This window comes from Mesorhizobium sp. XAP4 (genome assembly GCF_029269325.1).
Lineage (GTDB): Bacteria > Pseudomonadota > Alphaproteobacteria > Rhizobiales > Rhizobiaceae > Mesorhizobium > Mesorhizobium ciceri.
The window spans coordinates 515794-538707 of sequence record NZ_JARIXW010000003.1 but is presented as its reverse complement, the minus strand read 5'-3'; the positions used below and the strand labels follow the sequence as shown (position 1 = coordinate 538707).

The window sequence follows — 22914 nt, the reverse complement described above, 5'->3', positions numbered from 1 at the left end:
CGATCCCCATCTTAGCGATCCCTCGGGTCGAGTGCGTCGCGCAGGCCGTCGCCGACGAAGTTCAGCGCAAACAGCGTCGAGACGAGGAAGAAGGCGGGGAACAGGAGCAGCCAGTTGGCGGTGCCGATGTTCTTGGCGCCGACCGAGATCAGAACGCCCCAGCTGGTCATCGGCTCCTGCACGCCGAGGCCGAGAAACGATAGGAAGCTTTCCAGTATGATCACCTGCGGCACCAGCAGCGTCATGTAGATGACCACCGGGCCGAGCAGGTTGGGGATGACGTGGCGCAGCAGGATGCCGCGCTGGCCGACGCCCATGGCTTCCGCCGCCTGGACATATTCCTGGCGGCGGATCGACAGTGCCTGGCCACGCACGATGCGCGCCATGTCGAGCCACAGCACGGCGCCGACGGCCAGGAACATCAGCACGAAGTTGCGGCCGAAGAACACCACCAGCATGATGACGAAGAAGATGAAGGGCAAGGAATAGAGCACGTCGACGATGCGCATCATCACCTCGTCGACCTTGCCTCCGGCAAAACCGGCAGCGGCCCCGTAGACCACGCCGATGACCACCGCCACGACGCCCGCGAGCAGGCCGATGGCCAGCGATATACGCCCGGCCATCAGCGTGCGCGACAACAGGTCCCGTCCGGTGTTGTCGGTGCCGAACAGGAAATATTGCTGCTTGATCGAGGCGCTCATCGTCACTTCGAGACCGTCCGGCGACTTGCTCTCGATCTTGGTGTCGTCAAAGGCATCGGATCGGTCAAGATAGCGGATGTTGCGATCGTCGATCGGCCTGGTCGACTTGACGGTGACGAAGACCTGGTTGCCTTCCTGCCGCCATTCCTTGATGTCGACCCGCATGCGCTTGATCGCTTCGGTGAGCGCCGTCTCGATCATGTCGGCCTTCGGATAGGCTGACAGGCTTGGCGGCATGCGCACATAGTCGGCATAGATGGTGGTGTATTGATGCGGCACGAACCACGGCCCGAACACGCTGACGACACCGATCAGGGCAAGGTAGTACAGGCTGAACATGGCGGCGCGATTGGCCTTGAGCCGCGCCCAGGCATCCCCCCAGAGCGAACGGCCGATGACGGTGGGGGCGACTGTGGCCGCGATGTCAGTCATAGCGCACCCTCGGATCGACGACCGCGTACATGACGTCGACGATCAGGTTGAAGACAATGGTAAAGATGGCGATCACCACCACCGTTCCCATCACCAGCGTGTAGTCACGATTGAGCGCGGCATCGACGAAATAGCGGCCGACGCCTGGGATGGAGAAGATCGTCTCGACGATGACCGAGCCGGTCAGCAGTGCCGCCGCCGCCGGACCGGTGAAGGAGACGATCGGCAGGATGGCGCCGCGCAAAGCATGCTTGACCACCACCGACCAGTCGGACAGGCCCAGCGCGCGCGCCGTGCGGATGTGGTGGGACCGCAAGGATTCGATCATCGAGCCACGCATCAGCCGGGCGACGATGGCGATCTGCGGCAGGGCGAGCGTCAGCACCGGACCGACCTTGTTGATGAAAGCGCCATCGCCCCACCCACCGATCGGCAGCAGCCTCCAGGTCAGCCCGAACAGGAGTTGGATCACCGGCGCGATGACGAAGGTTGGGATGGTGCTGCCGGCCGTCGCCAGCGCGATCACCGTATAGTCGCCAAGCTTGTTCTGATTGAGCGCCGCAATGGTGCCGAGCACGGAACCGAGCAGCAGCGCCAGGACGAGCGCCGAGGCGCCGAGCTGAACCGAAATCGGCAGCCCCTTGGCGAACAGTTCCGTGACGGTGAAATCCGGCATGTTGTAGCTCGGACCGAAATTGCCGCGCAACAGATTGCCGAGATAGTGGACGAATTGCAGCCAGAGCGGGTCGTTGAGGCCGAACTGGGCTTCGAGATTGGCCCTGATCTCGGGACTGAGCCCCCGCTCCTGGTTGAATGGACCGCCCGGCGCGACGCGCATCAGGAAAAACGCCATTGTCACGATGACGAACAGCGTTGGAATGGCGGTCAGAAGCCGCCGTAATACGTATCGCAGCATCGGTGCCCCGCTTGATCCAGAGCCGCGCGCGTCCAGTTGGACGGCCGCGCTCCAGCTTTCAAATCTTCGCACCGACATTTGCCGAAATCGAATTCCGGTACCCGGGCCGATGCGATGGCAAACCATCGCCACCGCGCCTGGAGGGCGCGGTGGCTTGGCCAGGGTTAGTCCTTGCTGACGAAGCGCGACGGATGCACGTCCATCACGTTGTCGACGAAGCCATGCAGCTTCGAGGAGACGATATCGTGGTAGCTGTAATAGAGGAGCGGTATCTGGCCGACGTCGTCGACCAGGATGCGTTCGGCGTCGGCCAGTTCCTTCATGCGCTGTTCGGGGTTGCCGCCGGCGGCGGCCGCCTTGTCCATGGCCGCTTCATAGGCCGGGCTGTTGTAGTCCGAATAATTGTTGCCGCTGGCTTTGCGCGAGATGCCGAGGAAGGTTTCCGGATCCTTGTAGTCGGCGATCCAGGCGGCACGTGCCAGATCATAGTTGCCCTTCTGCTCGAGGAAGGAGTAGTGGGTCTTGGTGTCGGTGTTGAGCAGCGTGACGTCGACGCCAAGCGGCTTCAGCTGTTCCTGGATCGCCACCGCAGTGTTCTTGTGGTTTTCCGACGTGTTATAGCGGATTTCCATCTTCAGCGGCTTTTCGGGCGTATAGCCGAGTTTCTCGAGGATCTTCTTGGCCGCATCCTCGCGGTCGATCTGCGGCATGTCCGCATATTTGGCCATTGCCGGCGTGTAGCCTTCGATGCCGGGAGGCACCATTGAATAGCCGGGCAGCATCGAGTTCTGCCAGACTTTTTCGGCGAGGAAGTCGCGGTCGATCGCCATCGAGATGGCATTGCGCAGCTCTACATTATCCCACGGCGCCTTGTCGGTCTTGATCGCATAATAATAGGTGCCGAGATACGGTCCGACGTGGATCTGGTCGCCAAACTTGGTCTTGAGATCGGCGAGCTGTTCAGTCGGAAGGTCGTCGTAGCTGTCCAGTTCGCCTGCCTCGAAGCGCTTCATCGCCGAAGAGCGGTCCTCGGTCGGGATGTAGTTGACGACGTCGAACTTGACGGTCGCCGCATCCCAGAATTTCGGGTTCTTGACCAGCTTCATATGATCGTTGGGAACCCATTCGGCCAGCGTATAGGCGCCGTTCGAAACGAGATTGCCGGGCTTGATCCAATCGGCGCCGAGCTTTTCGATGGAGGCCTTGCTCACCGGATAGGTCGCCTGGTGGGTCAGCATCTCCAGGAAGTAGGGCGTCGGCGCCTTCAGCGTGACCTCCAGGGTATTTGCGTCAATCGCCTTGACGCCCATGTCCTCAGGCTTGCCCTTCTTGGTGTTGACGTCCTCCGCACCCTTTACCGGATAGAGCATCGAGGCGTATTCGGCGCCGGTCGCCGGATCCTCCAGCCGGTGGAAGGCATAGACGAAATCGTCCGCCGTAACCGGGCTGCCATCCGACCACATGCCGTCCTTGCGCAGCTTGAACGTATAGACGGTTCCGTCGTCCGAAACCGTCCAGCTCTCGGCGGCACCAGGAATGAGATTGGCCTTCTGGTCCTGCATGACCAAGCCCTGGAACAGGTCGCGCAGGACATTGGCTTCGTAAACCGTCGAGGTCTTGTGCGGATCGACCGACTCCGATTCAGCGGCGGTGCCCCTGTTATAGACGGTCTCGGCAAAGGCCTGCGTGTAGAACGTCCCGGCGGCCAGCGTCATCGTCGTGGCGAACACAGTCGCCTTCAGCATGTTTTTCAGCATGAAGTTCTCCCTGTCGGCGCCGCCGTTGGCGCGCCTATTAAGTGTTGACGCCCTGGAGCCGATATCTGACCCCTTTGAGCGCGCCGCTGGTTCCCGTCCTGCGGCTCGTGCCCAGACACTAACGCGGAGAATTTTTATTTCAACAGACTCTCTGGGTCACCCAAAGTAAGGCCGACGAAAGCTATGGTGTGGCCGCTGAAACACCAGCCGAAACCAAAAGCTTGACTTGGTTTCTTCACCTCGACGCTATTTTTCACCGCGAATCGGGAGCCATGCCAGTTTGCCGGAATGTCTTAATGCGTTCTTAAGCAACCTGAGGTTACATTACGAGTACCTTCTATACAGTTCGAGCTTCAGACGCGCGGCGGCTATGAGTAACGGAGCAAGTAAATTGCCCAAAATCCGTCAACTAATGCGGAAATTTCAAGAAGAGCGCGGTACCTCTGCGGTTGAGTTTGCCTTACTTTCACCGATTTTCATTCTTCTTCTGCTCGGAATGGTTGCATACGGTATATACTTCGGCGCCGCCAACTCGATCCAGCAGATCGCAGCGGATGCCGCCCGCACGGCAATTGCCGGGTTGAACCAAACCGAACGTCAAACGCTCGTAGCCAGCTTCGTCACCAACAATGCCGGCGGATATCCCTTCGTGGATGTCAGCAAGTTGACCTACCAGGCCAACGACAGCTCGGCCGATGGAAGCCAGTTCGTGGTGTCCATACAATACGACGCCCGCAACCTGCCGATCTGGAACCTTTTCCCGGGCATAGCCATGCCCGGGACCACGATCAGGCGCCAGTCAACGATCAGGGTCGGGGGCATTTGAATGCTGCTGCATGCGTGCAATGGGATCGGTCGGCTTGCCCGGTTGATGCTGAGTGACAGGAAAGCGAACTTCACCGTCATGGCGGCATTGAGCGCGCCGGTGGCGCTGGCGCTGGCCGCAGTGGCCATCGACGAAGCCTCGATCTACACCGAGCGCCGCGAAGCGCAGGCAATGGTGGATCTGGCGGCGATCACCGCCGCCTCGAACATGACCAATGTCAATACAGCGGTCGTTACCACGCTGACCGACAACGGCATGCCAGGGGTTGTCGTTCAAAGCTCGGGACAGACGATCGAGCCGGCGGTCGGCAAAACCGTCGTGACGGTCACGCCCGGGCGATATGTGGCATCCGGGGCCAATGTGGGCCAGCGTTTCCAGGCCAGCATAACCCCCTACAATGCCGTCCGCGTCACCCTGAAGAAGATCCCCGCCCGCTATTTCGCGAGTTCGCTGATCCCCACTCCCGTCATCGGCACCCAAGCCACCGCCAGCATGACGCCACAGGCGACGTTCTCGGTCGGATCGAGGCTCGCCAGCCTCGATGGCGGTATCCTCAACGCGCTTCTCGGCGGACTGCTCGGCAGCAACATCTCGCTCAGTGTCATGGACTACAACGCGCTGATCTCCGCGGATGTGAGCGTGCTCTCCTTCGTGGACGGCCTTGCCACACAGCTAAACCTAACTGGCGTCTCGTATTCGGATGTGCTGGCATCGAAGGCGACCGTCGGCCAGATCGCCACGGCCATGGCCAATGTGCCCGGGCTTGGCAACACGGCCAAGGCCGCCCTGCAGACGATCGCGTCCAAGTCGACCAGCACGGTCCAGATCCCGCTCAGTCATCTGGTCGATCTCGGCTCCGTCGGCAAGTTGGGCCTCGGCCAAAGGCCCGCCGGCCTCGGCGTCGACGCCAGCGCCTTGGGAATGCTGACGGCCGCCGCCGGACTGGCAAACGGTTCAAAACAGGTCGACGTCGCCCTCGGAGCCACCATTCCCGGGGTGCTGTCGACCACGCTCGCCATCGCCATCGGCGAACCACCGCAATCCTCGCCATGGCTGGCGGTTGGAGAAGCCGGCACCGTGGTTCGCACCGCGCAAACGCGCATCAAGCTGCTTGTCACGGTCGGCGTCGGCAACCCAAACCTGGGCGGCGGTATCAGCCTGCTGTCGGTCAAGCTGCCGCTGAATGTCGAAGTAGCCTACGCCGAGGCCAAGCTGACCGACATCAACTGCCCGACCGGCCCCGACAGCCTGAAGGTTACCATTGCCGCGAAGCCCGGCATCGCGGCGGTGAACCTTGCCGCCAGCGATGCCGATAACAGCCCCACCGCCTTCGCGGATTTCAGCAACCCGCAGTCGTTCTCCGACGCCAACATCGCGGATGTCAGCCTCAATCTGCTGCTGTTAAAAATCCCGCTAATACTGGTGAAGGGTTCGGCGGGTGCCGACATCACCAACGTCAGCCCGACCAACCTGGTCTTCAACAAAACCGAGATCGCCGCCAAAACCATCAAGACGACGCCGACACGGGACATTACCCAGACGCTGACAACGTCACTGGTCGACAAGTTGTCGCTTTCCGTCAATGCGCTTGGTATCCTCGGGCTTGACGTAACGGCGTTGCTCGGCACCGTGAAGCCAGCTGTGACGACGCTTCTGAAAACCGTGACCGCACCAGTCGACACATTGCTTTACAATCTACTCGATACGCTCGGCGTGCATCTCGGCGTGGCCGATGTCCGGGTCACCGGCGCGACATGCGGACGTGCCGTGCTGGTGCAGTAACGTCGGGATATCAGTCGAGCCTGCCCAAAAAGGCTCCGAGCGCTGGCAGCAAAAGCTCAGTCTCGACGACCGCGGCATTGCCATCCAGCTGCGCAACCGCTCCGATGTCCCCCGGCAACGGCCAATTGGCCGGTCCTCCGGCGAAATTGAAGACACAGAGCAGTCTTTCACCGCCGCCGTCGCGGATGAAAGCGAGCAGGTCACCCTCGGCGTCGAGAAAGCGGATCGAGCCGGATATCAGCGCCTCATGCTCCCCGCGCAAGGCCAGCGCAGCCCGGTAGGACGCGAGCACAGAGACCGTGTCGGCATTCTGGACGTCGACGGCGCGAGCGCGATGGCTGGCCGGTATCGGCAGCCAGGGCCTGGCCGTGGAGAAGCCTGCATTGTCGGCGCCGGCCTCCCACACCATCGGCGTGCGGCACCCATCCCTGCCCTTGACGCCTGGCCAGAAGCGGATGCCGACGGGATCGCGCAGATCTTCATAGGCCAGCTCCGCCTCCTCCAGCCCGAGTTCCTCGCCCTCATAGAGGCAGATCGAGCCGCGCAGGCAGGCGAGCAGCATGATCGAGAATCTTGCGACCGCGTCGGGCTCGCTGTCCGGCCTTGTCCAGCGGCTGACATGGCGCGCCACGTCATGGTTGGAGAAGGCCCAGCAGACCCAGCCGTCGGAGACGGCCGCCTCGAAGGCTTCGACGCAGCCACGCACATGCGCAGCCGAGAACTGCGGACCGAGCAGGTCGAAGGTGTAACACATATGCAGCTTGTCGCCGCCTGAAGTGTAGGCCGCGAGCGTCTGCAGCGAGCGGCCTTCATCGCCGATCTCGCCGACGGCGGCGCGGTCGTCATATTCGTCGAGCAGCGCCCTGATGCGGCGCAGGAACGCCAGGTTTTCCGGCTGCGTCTTGTCGAACAGGTGCTCCTGGTAAAGGTAGGTGTTGGTCTCGCTGTTGGTGCCGGCGACGCTTGATGCCAAGGGTGGATTGCTGCGCAACCAGCGGTCGTGGACATAGTAATTGACCGTATCGAGCCGAAAACCGTCGACGCCGCGCTCCAGCCAGAAGCGCACAGTTTCCAGAAGCGCGTCCTGAACCTCCGGATTGTGGAAATTCAGATCGGGCTGCGAGGGGAGGAAATTGTGCATGTAATACTGCCGGCGGGTAGAATCCCATTCCCAGGCCGGGCCACCGAAGACGGAGAGCCAGTTGTTTGGCGCGCTGCCATCTGGCTTGGTATCGGCCCAGACATACCAGTCGGCTTTGGGGTTATCGCGGCTGGCGCGGCTTTCGACAAACCAGTCGTGCTTGTCGGATGAATGCGACAGCACCTGGTCGATGATGATCTTCAGGCCGAGACGATGCGCCTCGGCGACCAGCGCATCGAAATCCTCGAGCGTGCCGAACATCGGATCGACATCGCAGTAGTCCGACACGTCGTAGCCCATATCGGCCATCGGCGACTTGAAGAAAGGCGACAGCCAGATGGCGTCGACACCGAGCGAGGCGACATGGGCGAGCCTCGATGTGATACCGGCGAGATCGCCGCTGCCATCGCCGGTCGTGTCCTGGAAGGAGCGCGGATAGATCTGGTAGATGACGCAACCGCGCCACCATCCCTTCTTGTCACTCGCCGCCATTGCGCTTCTCCCTTGTGCCGGCCTGCGCTCGTTCGATCATGAAGATCATCGTCCGCCCGGATATTGGCCGCGAGATATCCGCCGCATCCGGCGCTTCGATAGCTGGGGCCCAGAAGAATCCGTCTCGTTCAGGCAAGGTGAAGATGCAGGCCCGGCGATCGCCGTTGACAAGCACCGCAAGACGGCGGTCGTCGTCGCTGGCGCCACTCAGGACCATGACAAGACGGTGCCGCTGCGGATCCTGCCAGCTCTGTTCATCGAGCGGCGCGCCCGTCTCAGCAAGCCATGCGACGTCCGGTATCTCCGAACCTGCCGGCGGCTGGCCAGTGAGGAAGCTTGTGTCGGAAAGCGCCGGCATCGATCGGCGCAGCCTCGAGAGTTCCGCCGTGTAGCGCTCCAGCGCCTGGTCGCGGCCGGCCCAGTCGAGCCAGGTGATCTCGTTGTCCTGGGCATAGGCGTTGTTGTTGCCTTGCTGGGTGCGGCCGAACTCGTCGCCCGCGGTCAGCATGATGGTGCCGCGCGAGGCAAACAACGTGGCGAGCAGCGCGCGCTGATCGTTCTGGCGAGCCGCTGCCACGGCCGGGTTGTCCGCATCACCTTCCACGCCGTTGTTCCAGGACAGGTTTTCATTGTGGCCGTCGCGGTTCTGCTCGCCATTGGCTTCGTTGTGCTTGCGCTCGTAGCGCACGATGTCGGCGAGCGTCATGCCGTCATGGGCGGCGATGAAATTGACACTGCGGCTGGCGCCTTGCCCGTTCGCGGCAAACACATCGGACGAACCGGCGAGCCGGGTCGCCAGGGCGCCCACCATGCCGGCGTCGCCGCGCCAGAACCGTCTTACATCGTCGCGATACTTGTCGTTCCATTCGAGGAAGGGCGCTGGAAAATTGCCGAGCTGATAGCCGTCGGGGCCGATGTCCCACGGCTCGGCGATCAACACGCGATCGGCCAGCAGTGCGTCATCGCGCATCGCTCTCAGCAGCGGCGCCTCGGCATCGAATGTGCCCTCGACCCGCCCCAGAATGGGAGCGAGGTCGAAGCGGAAGCCATCGACACCGGCATCCCTGACGAAATGGCGAAGCGTGTCGAGGACCATTTCCTGGACCACAGGATGGTCGCAAGCGACTGTGTTGCCGGTACCGGTGTCGTTGGCCAGCCTGCCATCAGGTGTGTGCCGGTAGTAGGCCTGGTTGTCGAAGCCGCGCAGCGACAGCGTGGGACCAAGCCTGTCGCTCTCGCCGGTGTGGTTGAAGACGAGGTCGAGGATGACGCCGATACCAGCCTGGCGCAGCACAGCGACCGTGTTTCGCAGTTCCATGATGCCGCCCGGCGCAAGGCGCGGATCGAGGGCCATGAACGTCACGGGATTGTAGCCCCAGGCGTTGCGCAGCCCGAGCGGCGGCAGATGCCGTTCGTCGATCGACGCGGTCACCGGCATCAGTTCGACCGCGCCAACGCCGAGTTTTTTCAGGTGCTCGACGATCGCCGGTTGAGCAAGTGCGGCGACTGTTCCGCGCAATTTTTCGGGAACGTCCGAATGCAGCATGGTGAAGGCGCGCACCGGAATTTCGTAGACCAGGCCGCCGGCGCGGAAGAGCGGCGGCGCAGCCTGCACAGGCTTCGGTAGCGCAGCCGCGATCGCCTTCGGCATCAGCGACGCGGTATCGCCCCCCTCGCCCCGGCGATCGGCCAGCCGCCAGTCGTAGGCATAAGGCCTGTCAATCTCGACGGCGTAGGGATCGGTCAGCAATTTGTCGGGGTCGAACCACAGTCCATGCTCCGGCGCATAGTCCCCGTCGGCGCGGAAACCGTAGCGGGTTCCGGAGCCAAGACCTGCAACGAACAGCGCGTGGACGCCCTCGCCTTCCCGCTGCAGTTCGAGCCGTTCGATTTCCCGCATGCCCTGCTCGTCGAAGATCGAGACCCAAAGCCGACGGGCGGCCTGCGACCAGGCGGCAAAGCGGATGCCTTCGCGGGTGACTGTGGCGCCGAGCTGGGTCATGCCCGCGCCTCACCTTCTCCCCTTGCGGGAGAAGGTGGATCGGCGCGCAGCGCCGAGACGGGTGAGGGGTGTTGGAAGGAACGCGGCGTTAGTGATCTGGACATCGGTTTGCGCCAAGCTGGAGCACCCCTCATCCGACCGAGCTTCGCTCGGCCACCTTCTCCCACAAGGGGAGAAGGTGAAACGCGCGCAGCCACTCTCAAGTGATCACGCTCGGCTTGGGGCGGCCGGTATGGCTGTGAATCCCGGCAATATCATCAGCCGCGGCAATCAGATCGGCAAGGGCGGCCTGGGTGTCGAGATCGTGCCGAGACTTGTCCGGCTCGTAGCGCTCGATGTAGACGCGCAACGTCGCGCCCGACGTGCCGGTGCCGGACAGCCGAAAGACGACCCGCGAACCACCTTCGAACAGAACCCTGATGCCCTGATGCTCGCTGATCGAACCGTCGACCGGATCGTGATAGGCAAAATCGTCGGCGCTGGCAATTTTCAGGCCGCGCACGCTGGTGCCAGGCAGCGAGCCGAGCTTGGCACGCAGTTCGTCGACCAGCGCGTTGGCGCGGTCGCTCTCGACCTCTTCATAATCGTGCCGCGAATAGTAGTTGCGACCGTAGGTCGCCCAGTGCTCGGTGACGATTTGCTTGCAGCTTTCGCCACGCGCGGCAAGGATGTTGAGCCACAAAAGCACCGCCCACAGGCCGTCCTTTTCGCGGACATGGTTGGAGCCGGTGCCGGCACTCTCTTCACCGCAGATCGTCGCCATGTCGGCATCGAGCAGATTGCCGAAGAATTTCCAGCCGGTCGGCGTCTCATAGATGCCGATGCCGAGTTTTTCAGCGACGCGATCGGCCGCGCCACTGGTCGGCATCGAGCGGGCAATGCCTTTCAAACCGGCCTTGTAGCCGGGCGCCAGACGCGCATTGGCGGCGAGCATGGCGACCGAATCCGACGGGGTGACGAAAATGCCCTTGCCGATGATCAGATTGCGGTCGCCATCGCCATCCGAGGCGGCGCCGAAATCCGGTGCGTCCGGTCCCATCATCTCGTCATAGAGGTGCTTGGCATGGACGAGGTTAGGGTCCGGGTGATGGCCGCCGAAATCCGGCAGCGGCTTGAAATTGCGGCAGGTGCCATTGGGCGCGCCGAGCCGGTTTTCCAGGATCTCCTTGGCGTAGGGACCGGTCACCGCGTGCATGGCGTCGAAGCGCATGCGGAAGCCGGACTTGAAGAGTTTGCGCAGGGCGTCGAAATCGAACAGGCTTTCCATCAGCGCGGCATAGTCCACGACCGGATCGATGATCTCGACCGTCATGCCGGCGGCCTTGACCGTTCCTGTTGTGTCGATGTCGATCGGATCGATATCGGCGATCTTGAAGCTCGAAATCGCCTTGGTCTTTTCGAAGATCACGTCGGTAAGCTTTTCCGGCGCCGGGCCGCCATTGCCGGCATTGTACTTGATGCCGAAATCCTCATGCGGGCCGCCCGGATTGTGGCTGGCCGACAGGATGATGCCGCCGAAGGTCTTGTATTTGCGGATGACATGCGAAGCGGCTGGCGTCGACAGGATGCCGCCCTGCCCGACCATCACCTTGCCGAAGCCGTTGGCGGCTGCGATGGCGATGGCCTTCTGGATGACCTCGCGGTTGTAGAAGCGGCCGTCGCCACCGATCACCAGGGTCTTGCCCTTGAAACCGTCGAGCGCGTCGAAGATCGACTGGATGAAATTCTCGGCATAGTGCTCCTGCTGAAAGACAGGCACCTTCTTGCGCAGGCCCGACGTGCCGGGCTTCTGGTCGGAATAAGGCTTGGTGGGAACGGTCCGTATCATGCTTCAGGCAACCCTTTTCGAAAGCAGCGAACGATAGAGTTCGACGTATTTTTCCGCGCTCTTGTCCCACGACACATCGGCTTTCATGCCCTGGCGCTGCAGTGATTCCCAGACCGTCGGACTGGCATGGGCGTCGACGAGGCGGCGGATAGCGTGCAGCAAGGCGCCGCCATTGTTGGGCGCGAACTGGAAGCCGGTGGCGACGCCGGCAGAGACGGCAGCCTCATTGGCGTCGATGACCGTGTCGGCGAGGCCGCCGGTGCGCGCGACCACCGGCACGCAGCCATAGCGCAGGCCGTAAAGCTGCGTCAGCCCGCACGGTTCGAAGCGCGAGGGGATGACGATGGCGTCGCAGCCGCCCTGCATGATGTGCGACAGCCCCTCGTCGTAGCCGACGACGACGCCGATGCGGCCGCGATGCCTGGCGGCGGCGGCAAGCAGCGCGCCTTCGAGACCGGCATCGCCCGATCCCAGGATGGCGAGCCGCGCACCCGTCGCGACAATGCCGTCGACCACCAGCGCCAATATGTCCATGCCCTTTTGCCAGGTCAGGCGGCTGACCACGCAGACGATCGGGCTGTCATCGCGCTCAAGGCTGAAGCGATCCTCCACGGCAGCCCTGTTGGGTGCGCGCGCCTTCAGCGTGCTGCCCGTGTAGTTGGACACCAGATGCTTGTCGGTTTCCGGATCCCAGATGCCGGTGTCGATGCCGTTGACGATGCCATGGAGATCGCTGGAGCGCATGTTGATGAGGCCGTCGAGGCCCATGCCGAATTCGGGCGAGCGGATTTCCTGCGCGTAGGTCGGACTGACCGTGGTGATCGCCCAGGCGGCCTGCAGGCCCGCCTTGAGGAAGCCGACACCACCATAATATTCGACGCCGTCGAGCGCCATCGCCGCCGCCGGCAAGCCAAGCTCGCCGAAAATGCCGGCGCCGAACTGGCCCTGGAAGGCGAGGTTGTGGACGGTCATCATCGAAGGCACGCCGACCGCCTTGCCATAGCGCATATAGGCCAGCGTCATCGCCGACTGCCAGTCATGGGCGTGCACGATGTCGGGCTGGTAGCCCGAGATGGCGCCGCCGGCGATGTCGCCGCCGACCTGGCTCAACGCCGCGAAACGCCGCCAATTGTCTGGCCAGTCGACGCCGGTCGCATTGCCATAGGGGCCGCCGGGACGGTCGAACAGATGCGGCGCATCGAGCACGAACAGTTCGAGCCCGGCGAGTTGGACGGAATGGACAGAGGCCTTGCCGCCCTGCAGCAAGGGGTATTGCAGAACCGCCCGCTTTTTCTTGAAGGCAGCCATGACGGTCGGAAAGCCGGGCATGAGCGTGCGCACGGTCACGCCCTTGGCCGCCAAGGCAATGGGCAGCGCGCCGGTCACGTCGGCAAGCCCACCGGTCTTGATGAGCGGGAAAATTTCCGGCGTGACCGACAGAACCTGCATGCGTCAGAGCCCCAGCTTGTCGATCATGTCCTGGGTGACCAGGCAGATGCCCTTTTCGGAAACGCGGAAGCGCTTGGCGTCGAGAATAGGATCTTCGCCGACCACCAGCCCTTCCGGTATCCTAACACCATGGTCGATGACCACGCGCTTCAACTTTGCGTTCCGGCCGACATGAACGTCGGGCAGCATGACGACTTCTTCGAGCGTCGAATAGGAATTGATGCGCGCGCCGGTGAAGATCAGGCTTTTTTTCAGCGAAGCCCCCGAGACGATGCAATCGCCCGAAACCAGCGAAGACACAGCCGAACCGCGGCGGCCATCCTCGTCATGCACGAACTTTGCCGGCGGCTTCAATTCGGCATAGGTCCAGATCGGCCAGTCGCGGTCGTAGAGGTCGAGTTCCGGCGTGATATCGGTCAGGTCGATATTGGCTTCCCAATAGGCGTCGACCGTTCCGACGTCGCGCCAGTAGGCCTCGTTCTCGGCGGTCGAACGGACGCAGGACTTGGCGAAGCGGTGCGCGATCGCCTTACCGTGCTGGACGATATAGGGGATGATGTCCTTGCCGAAGTCGCGGCTCGAGCCCGGCTCGGCCGCATCGCGGCGCAACTGCTCCATCAGAAACTTGGTCTTGAAGACGTAAATGCCCATCGAGGCCAAGGCAAACTCCGGCTTATCGGGAATGCCGGGCGGATCGGCGGGCTTTTCGACGAAGGCGATGATGTTGTCCTTGCCATCGACATGCATGACGCCGAAGCCGGTGGCTTCCATGCGCGGCACTTCGAGGCAGCCAACGGTGACGTCGGCATTGGCGTCGACGTGCTGGCGAAGCATCATCTCGTAGTCCATCTTGTAGATGTGGTCGCCAGCCAGGATGACCATGTATTCGGGTCCGTAGGCCTCGATGATGTCGATGTTCTGATAGACGGCGTCAGCCGTGCCCTCATACCACTGCGTTTCCGAGACGCGCTGGCTGGCCGGCAGGATGTCGAAGCTTTCGTTTCGCTCGGGGCGCAGGAAGTTCCAGCCGCGCTGCAGATGACGGATCAGCGAATGCGCCTTGTACTGGGTGGCAACGCCGAGGCGTCGAATGCCGGAGTTAAGCGCGTTGGAGAGCGCGAAGTCGATGATGCGCGTCTTGCCGCCGAAATAGACGGCCGGCTTGGCACGCCGGTCGGTCAGTTCCTTGAGGCGGCTGCCACGGCCGCCGGCCAATACATAGGCCATGGCATCGCGCGCCAGCGGCTGGGTCCGTTTCAAGTCTGCCATTTCTACCCTCCCAAGTTACTCGATCTCGACATGTTACTCAGTGTCGATGGGTTCAGTCGGCGACGAGCTCGAGCATGATCGTGGACAGCGGCGGCAAGAGCATCGTCGCGGCGATGCTTCCTTCCTCCGCTCGCGCCTCGACCATGCCGCCATTGCCCTTGCCGGAACCGCCATATTCAGAAGCGTCGGTGTTGATGATCTCGCGCCATTTGCCTGATGTCGGCAACGGCACGCGATAATTATCGCGCGGCACCGGCGTGAAATTGGAAATGACGGCCACTGGGCTGCCGCCCGGCGCGCTGCGCAGCCAGGCAAAAACCGAATTCTGGCTGTCGTCGACGATCAGCCAGGAAAACCCTTCCGGCTCACAATCACGGCCGTGCAGTGCCGGGCGCGAACGGTAGAGATAGTTGAGATCGCGCACCGTCTGCCAGACGCCGCGATGCGGCCGGAATTCAAGCAGGTTCCAGTCGAGCGCGCGCGCCTCGCTCCATTCGCGGCGCTGCGCGAACTCCTGTCCCATGAACAGCAGCTTCTTGCCGGGATAGCCCCACATGAAAGCGTAGTAGGCACGCAGCGTCGCAAACTTCTGCCAGTCGTCGCCGGCCATCTTGCCAAGCAACGTGCCTTTGCCGTGCACAACCTCGTCATGCGAGAGCGGCAGCACGAAATTCTCCGAGAAGGCGTAGGTCAGGCCGAAGGTGAGGTCGTTGTGGTGGTGCTTTCGGAAGATCGGCTCCTTGGAGAAATACTCCAGCGTGTCGTGCATGAAGCCCATATTCCACTTGAAGCCGAAGCCGAGGCCGCCTTCATGCACCGGTGCCGAGACCTTCGGCCATGAGGTCGATTCCTCGGCTATGGTCATGACGCCCGGATGATGGCCGTAGACCTCCTTGTTCATCTTCTGCAGGAAGCTGACCGCCTCGAGATTCTCGCGGCCGCCCTTCTCGTTGGGGATCCATTCGCCGGCCTTGCGCGAATAGTCGAGGTAGAGCATCGAGGCGACCGCGTCGACGCGCAAACCGTCGACATGGTATTTCTCGGCCCAGAACAGCGCATTGTTGACCAGGAACGACACCACCTCGCGGCGGCCGAAATTGTAGATCGCGGTGTTCCAGTCGGGATGAAAACCCTTGCGCGGATCGGCATGTTCATAGAGCGCGGTGCCATCGAAATTGGCCAGGCCATGCGCGTCGACCGGGAAATGTGCCGGCACCCAGTCGAGGATGACGCCGACGCCGGCGCGGTGGGCGCCATCGACGAAACGGGCAAAGCCGTCCGGGTCGCCAAAGCGGGCCGATGGCGCGTAAAGACCGGTCGTCTGGTAGCCCCAGGACGGGTCGTAGGGATGTTCAGAGATCGGCATGAATTCGATGTGGGTGAAACCGGTCTCGACCACATAGGGGATCAGCCGGTCGGCCAACTCGTCCCATGACAGGAACGTTCCGTCGTCGCGAAGCTGCCAGGAGCCGGCATGGACCTCGTAGATCGAGATGGCTTCTCGCCGGTGATCGGCATTGCGCCAGAAATTGCGATGCGCCTCGTCGCCCCACTCGTGCGCCGGCGGCACCGCCACGACCGAAGCAGTAGCCGGACGCAGTTCGGATTTGAAGGCGAACGGATCGGCCTTCAGCGGCAGCCTCACACCATCGGGGCCGATGATCTCGTATTTGTAGGGCCGTCCGGCACCGATGTCGGGTACGAACAGTTCCCAGATACCGGTGTCGCGGCGGTCTCGCATGGTGTGCCGGCGGCCGTCCCACTCGTTGAAGTCGCCGACCACAGAGACGCGCCGCGCATTGGGAGCCCAGACGGCGAAATGCACTCCGGTGGCGCCTTCGTGATCGATGACATGGGCGCCGAGTTTGTCGAACAGCCTTAGATGCGAGCCTTGGGCGATGTAGTAATCGTCCATCGGGCCCAGCACCGGACCGAACGAATAGGGATCGGTCAGCCACCAGTCGCCGCCGGCGTTCCTGGCATGATAGCGCAGGGGTTGCCGCTTCTTGATCGAGAGCTTGCCTTCGAAAAAGCCGCCATCGTCGCGCCTGGACAATTCACCCGCGATGGTGCCGGTCAGCGTGTAGGCGGTGACGAATTCGGCATTCGGAACAAAGCACCGGGCATACAGGCTCTTGCCGACCTCATGGACACCAAGGACGGCGAAGGGATCTCCGTGCGTGCCGGCAACAATCGCCGCGACATCGCCGGCTGGCGCCAGTCCATCCGGCCCGCTTGTCGCAGCGGTCGCGCGCGGCTTCTTCATCAGGCAGTGTCCCTCCCCGGGCACCAAGTGTTTGTTTCTAGTGATGTGAATCCAACATTCAAATTCACATCACCGGGACCACATTGTTTGCGGCCTCATGCAATCACATCAGACAGGCACGTTCCAGATTTCTTTCGCATATTGGCGGATCGTGCGATCGGAGGAGAACCAGCCGACACGCGCAACATTGCGGATTGCCCGGGCGTACCAGTCGGGACTGTTGCGCCAGACCGCATCGACCTCGCGCTGGGCGGCGGCATAGGCATCGAAATCGGCGGCAACCATGAACCAGTCGCTGTTGTAGAGACCGTTGATGAGATCGCGGTAACGCTCCGGATCGTCCGGCGAGAAGACGCCTGACGAAACAGCCGCAACCGCTTGCGCCAACTCAGGCGAGCCTTCGATGACGGCGCGCGGATCGTAGCCGTTGTTGCGCCGCTCGGCGACCTCGGCGGTGGTCAGGCCGAAGATGAAGATGTTGTCGTCGCCGACGCATTCCTTGATCTCGACATTGGCGCCGTCGAGCGTGCCGATGGTCAGCGCACCGTTCAGCGCGAACTTCATGTTGCCGGTGCCCGACGCTTCCATGCCGGCGGTCGAGATCTGTTCGGACAGATCGGCGGCCGGCATCATGATCTCGGCAAGGCTGACATTGTAGTTCGGCACGAACACCACCTTCAGCAGACCGCGCACGGCCGGATCGCGGTTGATGACCTTGGCGACATCGTTGGCGAGTTTGATGATCAGCTTGGCATTGTGGTAGCTGGGCGCCGCCTTGCCGCCGAAGAATTTCACGCGCGGCATCCAGTCGCGCTCGGGATGCGAGCGGATCTGGTCGTAGAGGGCAATCGCCTCGAGGATATTCAGAAGCTGGCGCTTGTATTCGTGGATGCGTTTGATCTGGATATCGAACAGCGCCGAGGGATCGACCTTGATGCCGAGCCGGTCGGCGACGAGGTTGGCCAGCCGCGCCTTGTTGGCGCGTTTAACGGCGGCGAACTTGTCGCGAAAGGCGGCATCGCCGGCGAAACCGTCGAGATCCTTGATGGCGTCGATGTCATCGAGAAAGCGGTCGCCGATCGCCTCGCGGGCAAGCGACGTCAGCCCGGGATTACACTGGATCAGCCAGCGCCGCGGCGTGATGCCGTTGGTCTTGTTGTTGATGCGATCGGGATAGAGCTTGTGCAGATCGGCGAACACCGTCTCCTTCATCAGGTCGGTGTGAAGCGCCGAAACGCCGTTGATCGAGTGCGAACCGACAAAGGCCAGATTGCCCATGCGCACCCGGCGGTCGCCATTTTCCTGGATCAGCGAGATGCGGCCGATCTGCTCGTCCGAGAACTGGTTGGACGCACGCGCCTCCAGAAGCACTTCAGCGTTGATGGCATAGACGATCTGCATGTGGCGCGGCAAAAGCCGCTCGAACAGCGGCACCGGCCAGCTTTCCAGTGCCTCGGGCAGCAGCGTGTGGTTGGTGTAGCCGAAGGTGCGCTGGGTGATGTCCCAGGCCTGATCGAAGTCCATGCCGTGGACGTCCATCAACAGGCGCATCAACTCCGGCACAGCGATGGCCGGATGGGTGTCGTTCAGGTGGATCGCAGCCTTGTCGGGCAAGGACTTCAGGTCGCCATATTGGCTGAGATGGCGCTGGACGATATCCTGCAGCGATGCGGTGGAGAAGAAATATTCCTGCCGAAGCCGCAGTTCCTGCCCGGCCTTGTGGGAATCGGCGGGATAGAGCACGCGCGACAAGGCATCGGCCTTGTTGCTTTCGGCGAGCGCGCCGATGTGGTCGCCGGCATTGAACTTGTCGAGCAGGATCGGATCGACCGGCATGCCCGACCAGAGCCGCAGCGTGTTGACGCGGTTGGCCCGCCAGCCGACGACGGGCGTATCATAGGCGACGGCCAGCACATGCTCGGTCGGCTTCCAGACATGGCGTTCGAGGCGGCCGTCCTTGGAGGTGATCGATTCCACCGAACCGCCGAAACCGACCTCGAACGAGCGCTCACGGCGTTCGAATTCCCACGGGTTGCCGTGATCGAGCCAGGTTTCAGGCAATTCGACCTGCCAGCCGTCGTGAATCTCCTGGCGGAACATGCCGTTGGCGTAGCGGATGCCGTAGCCATGCGCGGGAATGTCGACGGTCGCCATGCTTTCCATGAAGCAGGCCGCAAGCCGCCCGAGGCCGCCATTGCCAAGTGCGGCATCCGGCTCGAGTGCGGCGATGAGATCGAGATCGACGCCCAGGGACGACAGGGCCTCGCGCATGTTGTCCATCAGGCCGAGATTGGAGAAGGCATCGCGCATCAGGCGGCCGATGAGGAACTCCAGAGACAGATAATAGACGCGTTTTTCCTTCTGATCGTACGCCTCCTTCGTCGCCTGCATCCAGCGATCGACGATCCGGTCGCGCACGACCTTGATCGAGGCGGTCAGCCAGTCGTACTGGGTCGCAACGGTGGTATCCTTGCCGACCCGGTATTTGAGGGCCACCAAGACTTCACGTGCGAGTGTCTTGGGATCAGGATTTTCGAGCAGTGGAGGAAGGGGTTCGGATGTCATCGCGCTCGTCATGATGCCTCTCGTGCGGTTGCCATGATCATACCGGCTTTCATCGCTCCTCCCAGCCCATGCTAGCTGATACCGCTATATATTCAATCGATTTAAACATGCCCGAACCGGCATGCCCCCTGCGGCAATTTGGCAATTCGCAAGTGTGACGCGCCAAGACGGTCGCGCGACGCGCTTCAAATTCCTGTTCCGTGCTTGCCGTGCCGCCAACCCTCCAGCACTTGGGCGACATGTATCAGGCCGCCAGCGCTGCCTCGGGCGGAACCTTTGCTCCGGTCATGAAGGCCACGGCATCGGACATCGTATATTGCTTGGGATCGATGACGCAGAGGCGACGGCCGAGCCGGTGGATGTGAATGCGGTCGGCCACTTCGAAGACATGCGGCATGTTGTGCGAGATCAGCACGATCGGCAGGCCGCGCTTCTTGACGTCGAGGATCAACTCGAGCACGCGGCGGCTTTCCTTGACGCCAAGGGCGGCCGTCGGCTCGTCCATGATCACCACACGACTGCCGAAGGCGGCCGCGCGCGCCACCGCAACGCCCTGCCTCTGGCCGCCCGAGAGCGTTTCCACAGCCTGGCTGATGTTCTGGATGGTCATCAGGCCAAGCTCGGTAAGCTTGTCGCGGGCGCGCTTTTCCATCGCCGGACGGTCGAGCATACGCAGCCAATCGCCCAGAAAACCCGGTTTGCGGATCTCGCGGCCAAGGAACATGTTATCGGCGATCGAGAGCGCCGGCGACAGTGCCAGATTCTGGTAGACGGTCTCGATGCCGGCTTCGCGTGCCTCCATCGGCGATTTGAAGGCGACGGGTTTGCCTTCAAGCCGGATCTCGCCTTCGTCGGGCACGGCCGCGCCGGAAATCGCCTTGATGAGCGACGACTTGCCGGCGCCGTTGTCGCCGATGACGGCGAGGATTTCGCCGGGATAAAGGTCGAAGTCGGCATTGTCGAGGGCGGTGACACGGCCATAGCGCTTGATCAGGCCACGCGCGGTGAGGATGGGTTCCTGGGTCATGGTCATGCCGACACCTTTCTGATCCATTGGTCGACTGCCACGGCGCCGATGATCAGCACACCGGTGAGCAGCACCTTCCATTGCGGATCGGCGCCCAGCATGTTGAGGCCCATGGAAACGACGCCGACGATCATCGCGCCGAACAGCGTGCCCAGGATGGAGCCGCGTCCGCCGAAGAGGGAAATACCGCCGATCACCGTCGCGGTGATGGCCTGCAGATTGTAGTCGGTGACGGCAGCCGACGGCGAGATCGAGCCGTTGCGGCCGATGGAGACCCAGGCCGCGAAAGCGGCGATCAGGCCGGCCAAGGTGTAGACCGTCATCAACACCTTCTTGGTCTGGATGCCCGACAGCTTCGCCGCCTCCTGGTCATCGCCAACGGCGTAGACATGGCGGCCCCACGCCGTGTGATTGAGCACGTACCAGAGGATCATCACGAGCAGGACCGTGGCAATGACGCCGAGCGTCAGCACCGCAGTGCCGACCTTGAAACTGATGGCAAAGAGATGCAGCAGCGGCGCCTGGGTATCGACGTCGGTGTCGCGGATCGTCTCGTTGGCCGAATAGATGAAGTTCGTGGCCATGACGATGTTCCAGGTGCCAAGCGTCACGATGAAGGGTGGTAGCTTCATGTAGGCGACAAGCACCCCGTTGAGCAGCCCGCAGGCGGCGCCGGCGGCAAGCCCGATCGCCACTGCGAGCGCGCTCGGCATGCCGTAGGAGACCGCGCAATTGCCCATGATCACCGCTGAAATCACCATGATCACACCGATCGACAGGTCGATGCCCGCGGTCAGGATGACCAATGTCTGCGCAGCCCCCAGAATGCCGATGATGGCGATCTGCTGCAGGATAAGCGTCAGCGTGTAGGACGAAAAGAAACGCCCACCGATGGTGATGCCGAAGACGATGATCGCCAGAACCAGGACGATCAGCGGCACCGCGGCCGGCGTCGAATGCAAGAAATGCTGGATACGCTTGACGGCCGATTTGTGCTCGTCAAAAGCAGCAACGCTGGTGTCGCTGCTCGAGAGAACCTTCTCGAATTCCTGAGCTTGAGCCATGTTTTCTCCCCGTAGGCTTCAGCCAAACGCCGACGCCAGTCCACGCCTTTCCGGTCTGCTGCCGGGATTGTTCGCGGTCACGCGAGCCATCGTCCACCCGAAGCGGCCGGGGATCAAGCCCCGACCGCTCAGGTTCCTTGGATGCCGGTCAGAACGGCATCAGCCCCAGCACTTGGCGAGGCCTTCCTTGGTGTCGATGGACTTGACGCCGGTGGCCGGCTTGTCGGTCACCAGGTTGACGCCGGTGTCGAAGAAGTTCTTGCCTTCGGTCGGCTTCGGCTTGGTTCCGTCCTTGGCAAAGGCGGCGATCGCCTCGATGCCGAGTGCAGCCATCTGCAGCGGGTATTGCTGCGAAGTGGCGCCGATGACACCTTCGGCCACCGACTTCACGCCGGGGCAGCCGCCGTCGACGGAAACGATCAGCACCTGGCTTTCGAGGCCGACAGCCTTGAGCGCCTGGTAGGCGCCGACAGCGGCCGGCTCGTTGATGGTGTGGATGACGTTGATGGTGTTGTCCTTCTGCAGGAGGTTCTCCATCGCCTTGCGGCCGCCCTCTTCGTTGCCGTTGGTGACGTCATGGCCGACGATGCGCGGATCGGTCTCGTCGCCGATCTTGTTGGGATCCTTCACGTCGATGCCGTAGCCCATCATGAAGCCTTGGTCGCGCAGCACGTCGACAGTCGGCTGCGAAGGCGTCAGGTCAAGGAAACCGATCTTGGCGTCCTTGGCCTTGTCGCCGAGCGTGGCGGCGGCCCAGGCCCCGATCAGCTTGCCTGCCTCGAGATTGTCCGTCGCGAAGGTCGCATCGGCGGCGTCGATCGGATCGAGCGGCGTGTCGAGCGCGATCACCAGCAGGCCGGCATCACGCGCCTTCTTCACGGTCGGCACGATGCCCTTGGTGTCGGATGCGGTGATCAGGATACCCTTGGCGCCGTCGGCGATGCAGCTTTCGATCGCCGCGACCTGGCTCTCGCTGTCGCCGTCGATCTTGCCGGCATAGGTCTTGAGGTCGACGCCGAGCTCCTTGGCCTTCGCGGTCGCGCCTTCCTTCATCTTGACGAAGAAGGGATTGGTGTCGGTCTTGGTGATCAGGCAGGCGCCGACACCGGCCGCGGATGCGGACGAGGCAAACGCCATCAGCCCCAGAGCCGCGGCGGCAAACACGGTCGATTTCAACAATTTTGTATTGGTCACGATTTTCCTCCCAGTGGAACCATTCCGATGCCGGCCAACCGGCACCTGCAGCGCATCCAACGAAATTCTCCCAGCGTGGACGCTGCCTTAACAGACACCAGGCCGAAGCCCCTGTCAATAATTAAATCACTCTTATTTATTATTGACAGCATTGCTTCGTTCACCCATTCTGGCCCAAAAGCATTGAGGGGAAACGACGG

The 22914-nt window shown here is 62.4% G+C and carries 15 protein-coding genes; 2 read left to right on the top strand and 13 right to left on the bottom strand.

Annotation, left to right across the window (positions count from 1 at the left end; genetic code table 11):
• Positions 1-11 precede the first annotated feature (11 nt).
• From P3C39_RS16010 to P3C39_RS16000, 3 genes are all read right to left on the bottom strand, one after another.
• A complete protein-coding gene (locus tag P3C39_RS16010) occupies positions 12-1136 on the bottom strand; it encodes an ABC transporter permease subunit (RefSeq protein ID WP_013532690.1) in 1125 nt (374 codons plus the stop codon).
• Complete coding sequence (locus tag P3C39_RS16005; protein ID WP_013532691.1) at positions 1129-2052, bottom strand: ABC transporter permease subunit; 924 nt, start codon at positions 2050-2052, stop codon at positions 1129-1131. Before P3C39_RS16005 ends, P3C39_RS16010 begins: the two co-directional genes overlap by 8 nt.
• Before the next feature lie 164 nt (positions 2053-2216).
• Complete coding sequence (locus P3C39_RS16000) at positions 2217-3809, bottom strand: peptide ABC transporter substrate-binding protein (protein WP_013532692.1); 1593 nt, start codon at positions 3807-3809, stop codon at positions 2217-2219.
• 412 nt (positions 3810-4221) lie between these two features.
• Here P3C39_RS16000 and P3C39_RS15995 point away from each other — a divergent pair, with 412 nt between their 5' ends.
• Both P3C39_RS15995 and P3C39_RS15990 read left to right on the top strand, forming a co-directional pair.
• A complete protein-coding gene (locus P3C39_RS15995; RefSeq protein WP_174564973.1) occupies positions 4222-4635 on the top strand; it encodes a TadE/TadG family type IV pilus assembly protein in 414 nt (137 codons plus the stop codon).
• Positions 4636-6417: a TadG family pilus assembly protein gene (locus P3C39_RS15990; protein ID WP_275953693.1), complete on the top strand. Its 1782-nt coding sequence runs from the start codon at positions 4636-4638 to the stop codon at positions 6415-6417.
• 10 nt (positions 6418-6427) lie between these two features.
• Here P3C39_RS15990 and P3C39_RS15985 read toward each other — a convergent pair whose 3' ends face one another.
• The 10 genes from P3C39_RS15985 to P3C39_RS15940 all read right to left on the bottom strand — a co-directional run bounded on the left by P3C39_RS15985 (position 6428) and on the right by P3C39_RS15940 (position 22696).
• Complete coding sequence (locus tag P3C39_RS15985; RefSeq protein WP_275953694.1) at positions 6428-8050, bottom strand: alpha-glucosidase family protein; 1623 nt, start codon at positions 8048-8050, stop codon at positions 6428-6430.
• Complete coding sequence (gene glgX, locus P3C39_RS15980) at positions 8037-10052, bottom strand: glycogen debranching protein GlgX (RefSeq protein WP_275953696.1); 2016 nt, start codon at positions 10050-10052, stop codon at positions 8037-8039. The genes P3C39_RS15985 and glgX overlap by 14 nt, the downstream gene beginning before the upstream one ends.
• A gap of 199 nt (positions 10053-10251) precedes the next feature.
• Positions 10252-11880, bottom strand: coding sequence for an alpha-D-glucose phosphate-specific phosphoglucomutase (locus P3C39_RS15975; protein ID WP_275953697.1), 1629 nt, complete (start codon positions 11878-11880; stop codon positions 10252-10254).
• 3 nt (positions 11881-11883) lie between these two features.
• Positions 11884-13329: a glycogen synthase GlgA gene (glgA, locus tag P3C39_RS15970; protein WP_013532698.1), complete on the bottom strand. Its 1446-nt coding sequence runs from the start codon at positions 13327-13329 to the stop codon at positions 11884-11886.
• A 3-nt stretch (positions 13330-13332) separates the two neighbouring features.
• Positions 13333-14598, bottom strand: a complete 1266-nt coding sequence (gene glgC, locus P3C39_RS15965; protein ID WP_013532699.1) for a glucose-1-phosphate adenylyltransferase — start codon at positions 14596-14598, stop codon at positions 13333-13335.
• A gap of 52 nt (positions 14599-14650) precedes the next feature.
• The gene (glgB, locus tag P3C39_RS15960) at positions 14651-16864 is read right to left on the bottom strand and encodes a 1,4-alpha-glucan branching protein GlgB (protein WP_063171712.1); all 2214 of its coding nucleotides are present in this window, start codon (positions 16862-16864) and stop codon (positions 14651-14653) included.
• A 108-nt stretch (positions 16865-16972) separates the two neighbouring features.
• A complete protein-coding gene (locus tag P3C39_RS15955) occupies positions 16973-19441 on the bottom strand; it encodes a glycogen/starch/alpha-glucan phosphorylase (RefSeq protein ID WP_024503694.1) in 2469 nt (822 codons plus the stop codon).
• A gap of 232 nt (positions 19442-19673) precedes the next feature.
• The gene (locus P3C39_RS15950) at positions 19674-20483 is read right to left on the bottom strand and encodes an ATP-binding cassette domain-containing protein (RefSeq protein WP_224621066.1); all 810 of its coding nucleotides are present in this window, start codon (positions 20481-20483) and stop codon (positions 19674-19676) included.
• On the bottom strand, positions 20459-21520 hold the full coding sequence (locus tag P3C39_RS15945; RefSeq protein ID WP_013532703.1) for an ABC transporter permease: 1062 nt from the start codon (positions 21518-21520) through the stop codon (positions 20459-20461). Before P3C39_RS15945 ends, P3C39_RS15950 begins: the two co-directional genes overlap by 25 nt.
• 159 nt (positions 21521-21679) lie before the next feature.
• The gene (locus tag P3C39_RS15940; RefSeq protein WP_024503693.1) at positions 21680-22696 is read right to left on the bottom strand and encodes a sugar ABC transporter substrate-binding protein; all 1017 of its coding nucleotides are present in this window, start codon (positions 22694-22696) and stop codon (positions 21680-21682) included.
• Positions 22697-22914: the final 218 nt, after the last annotated feature.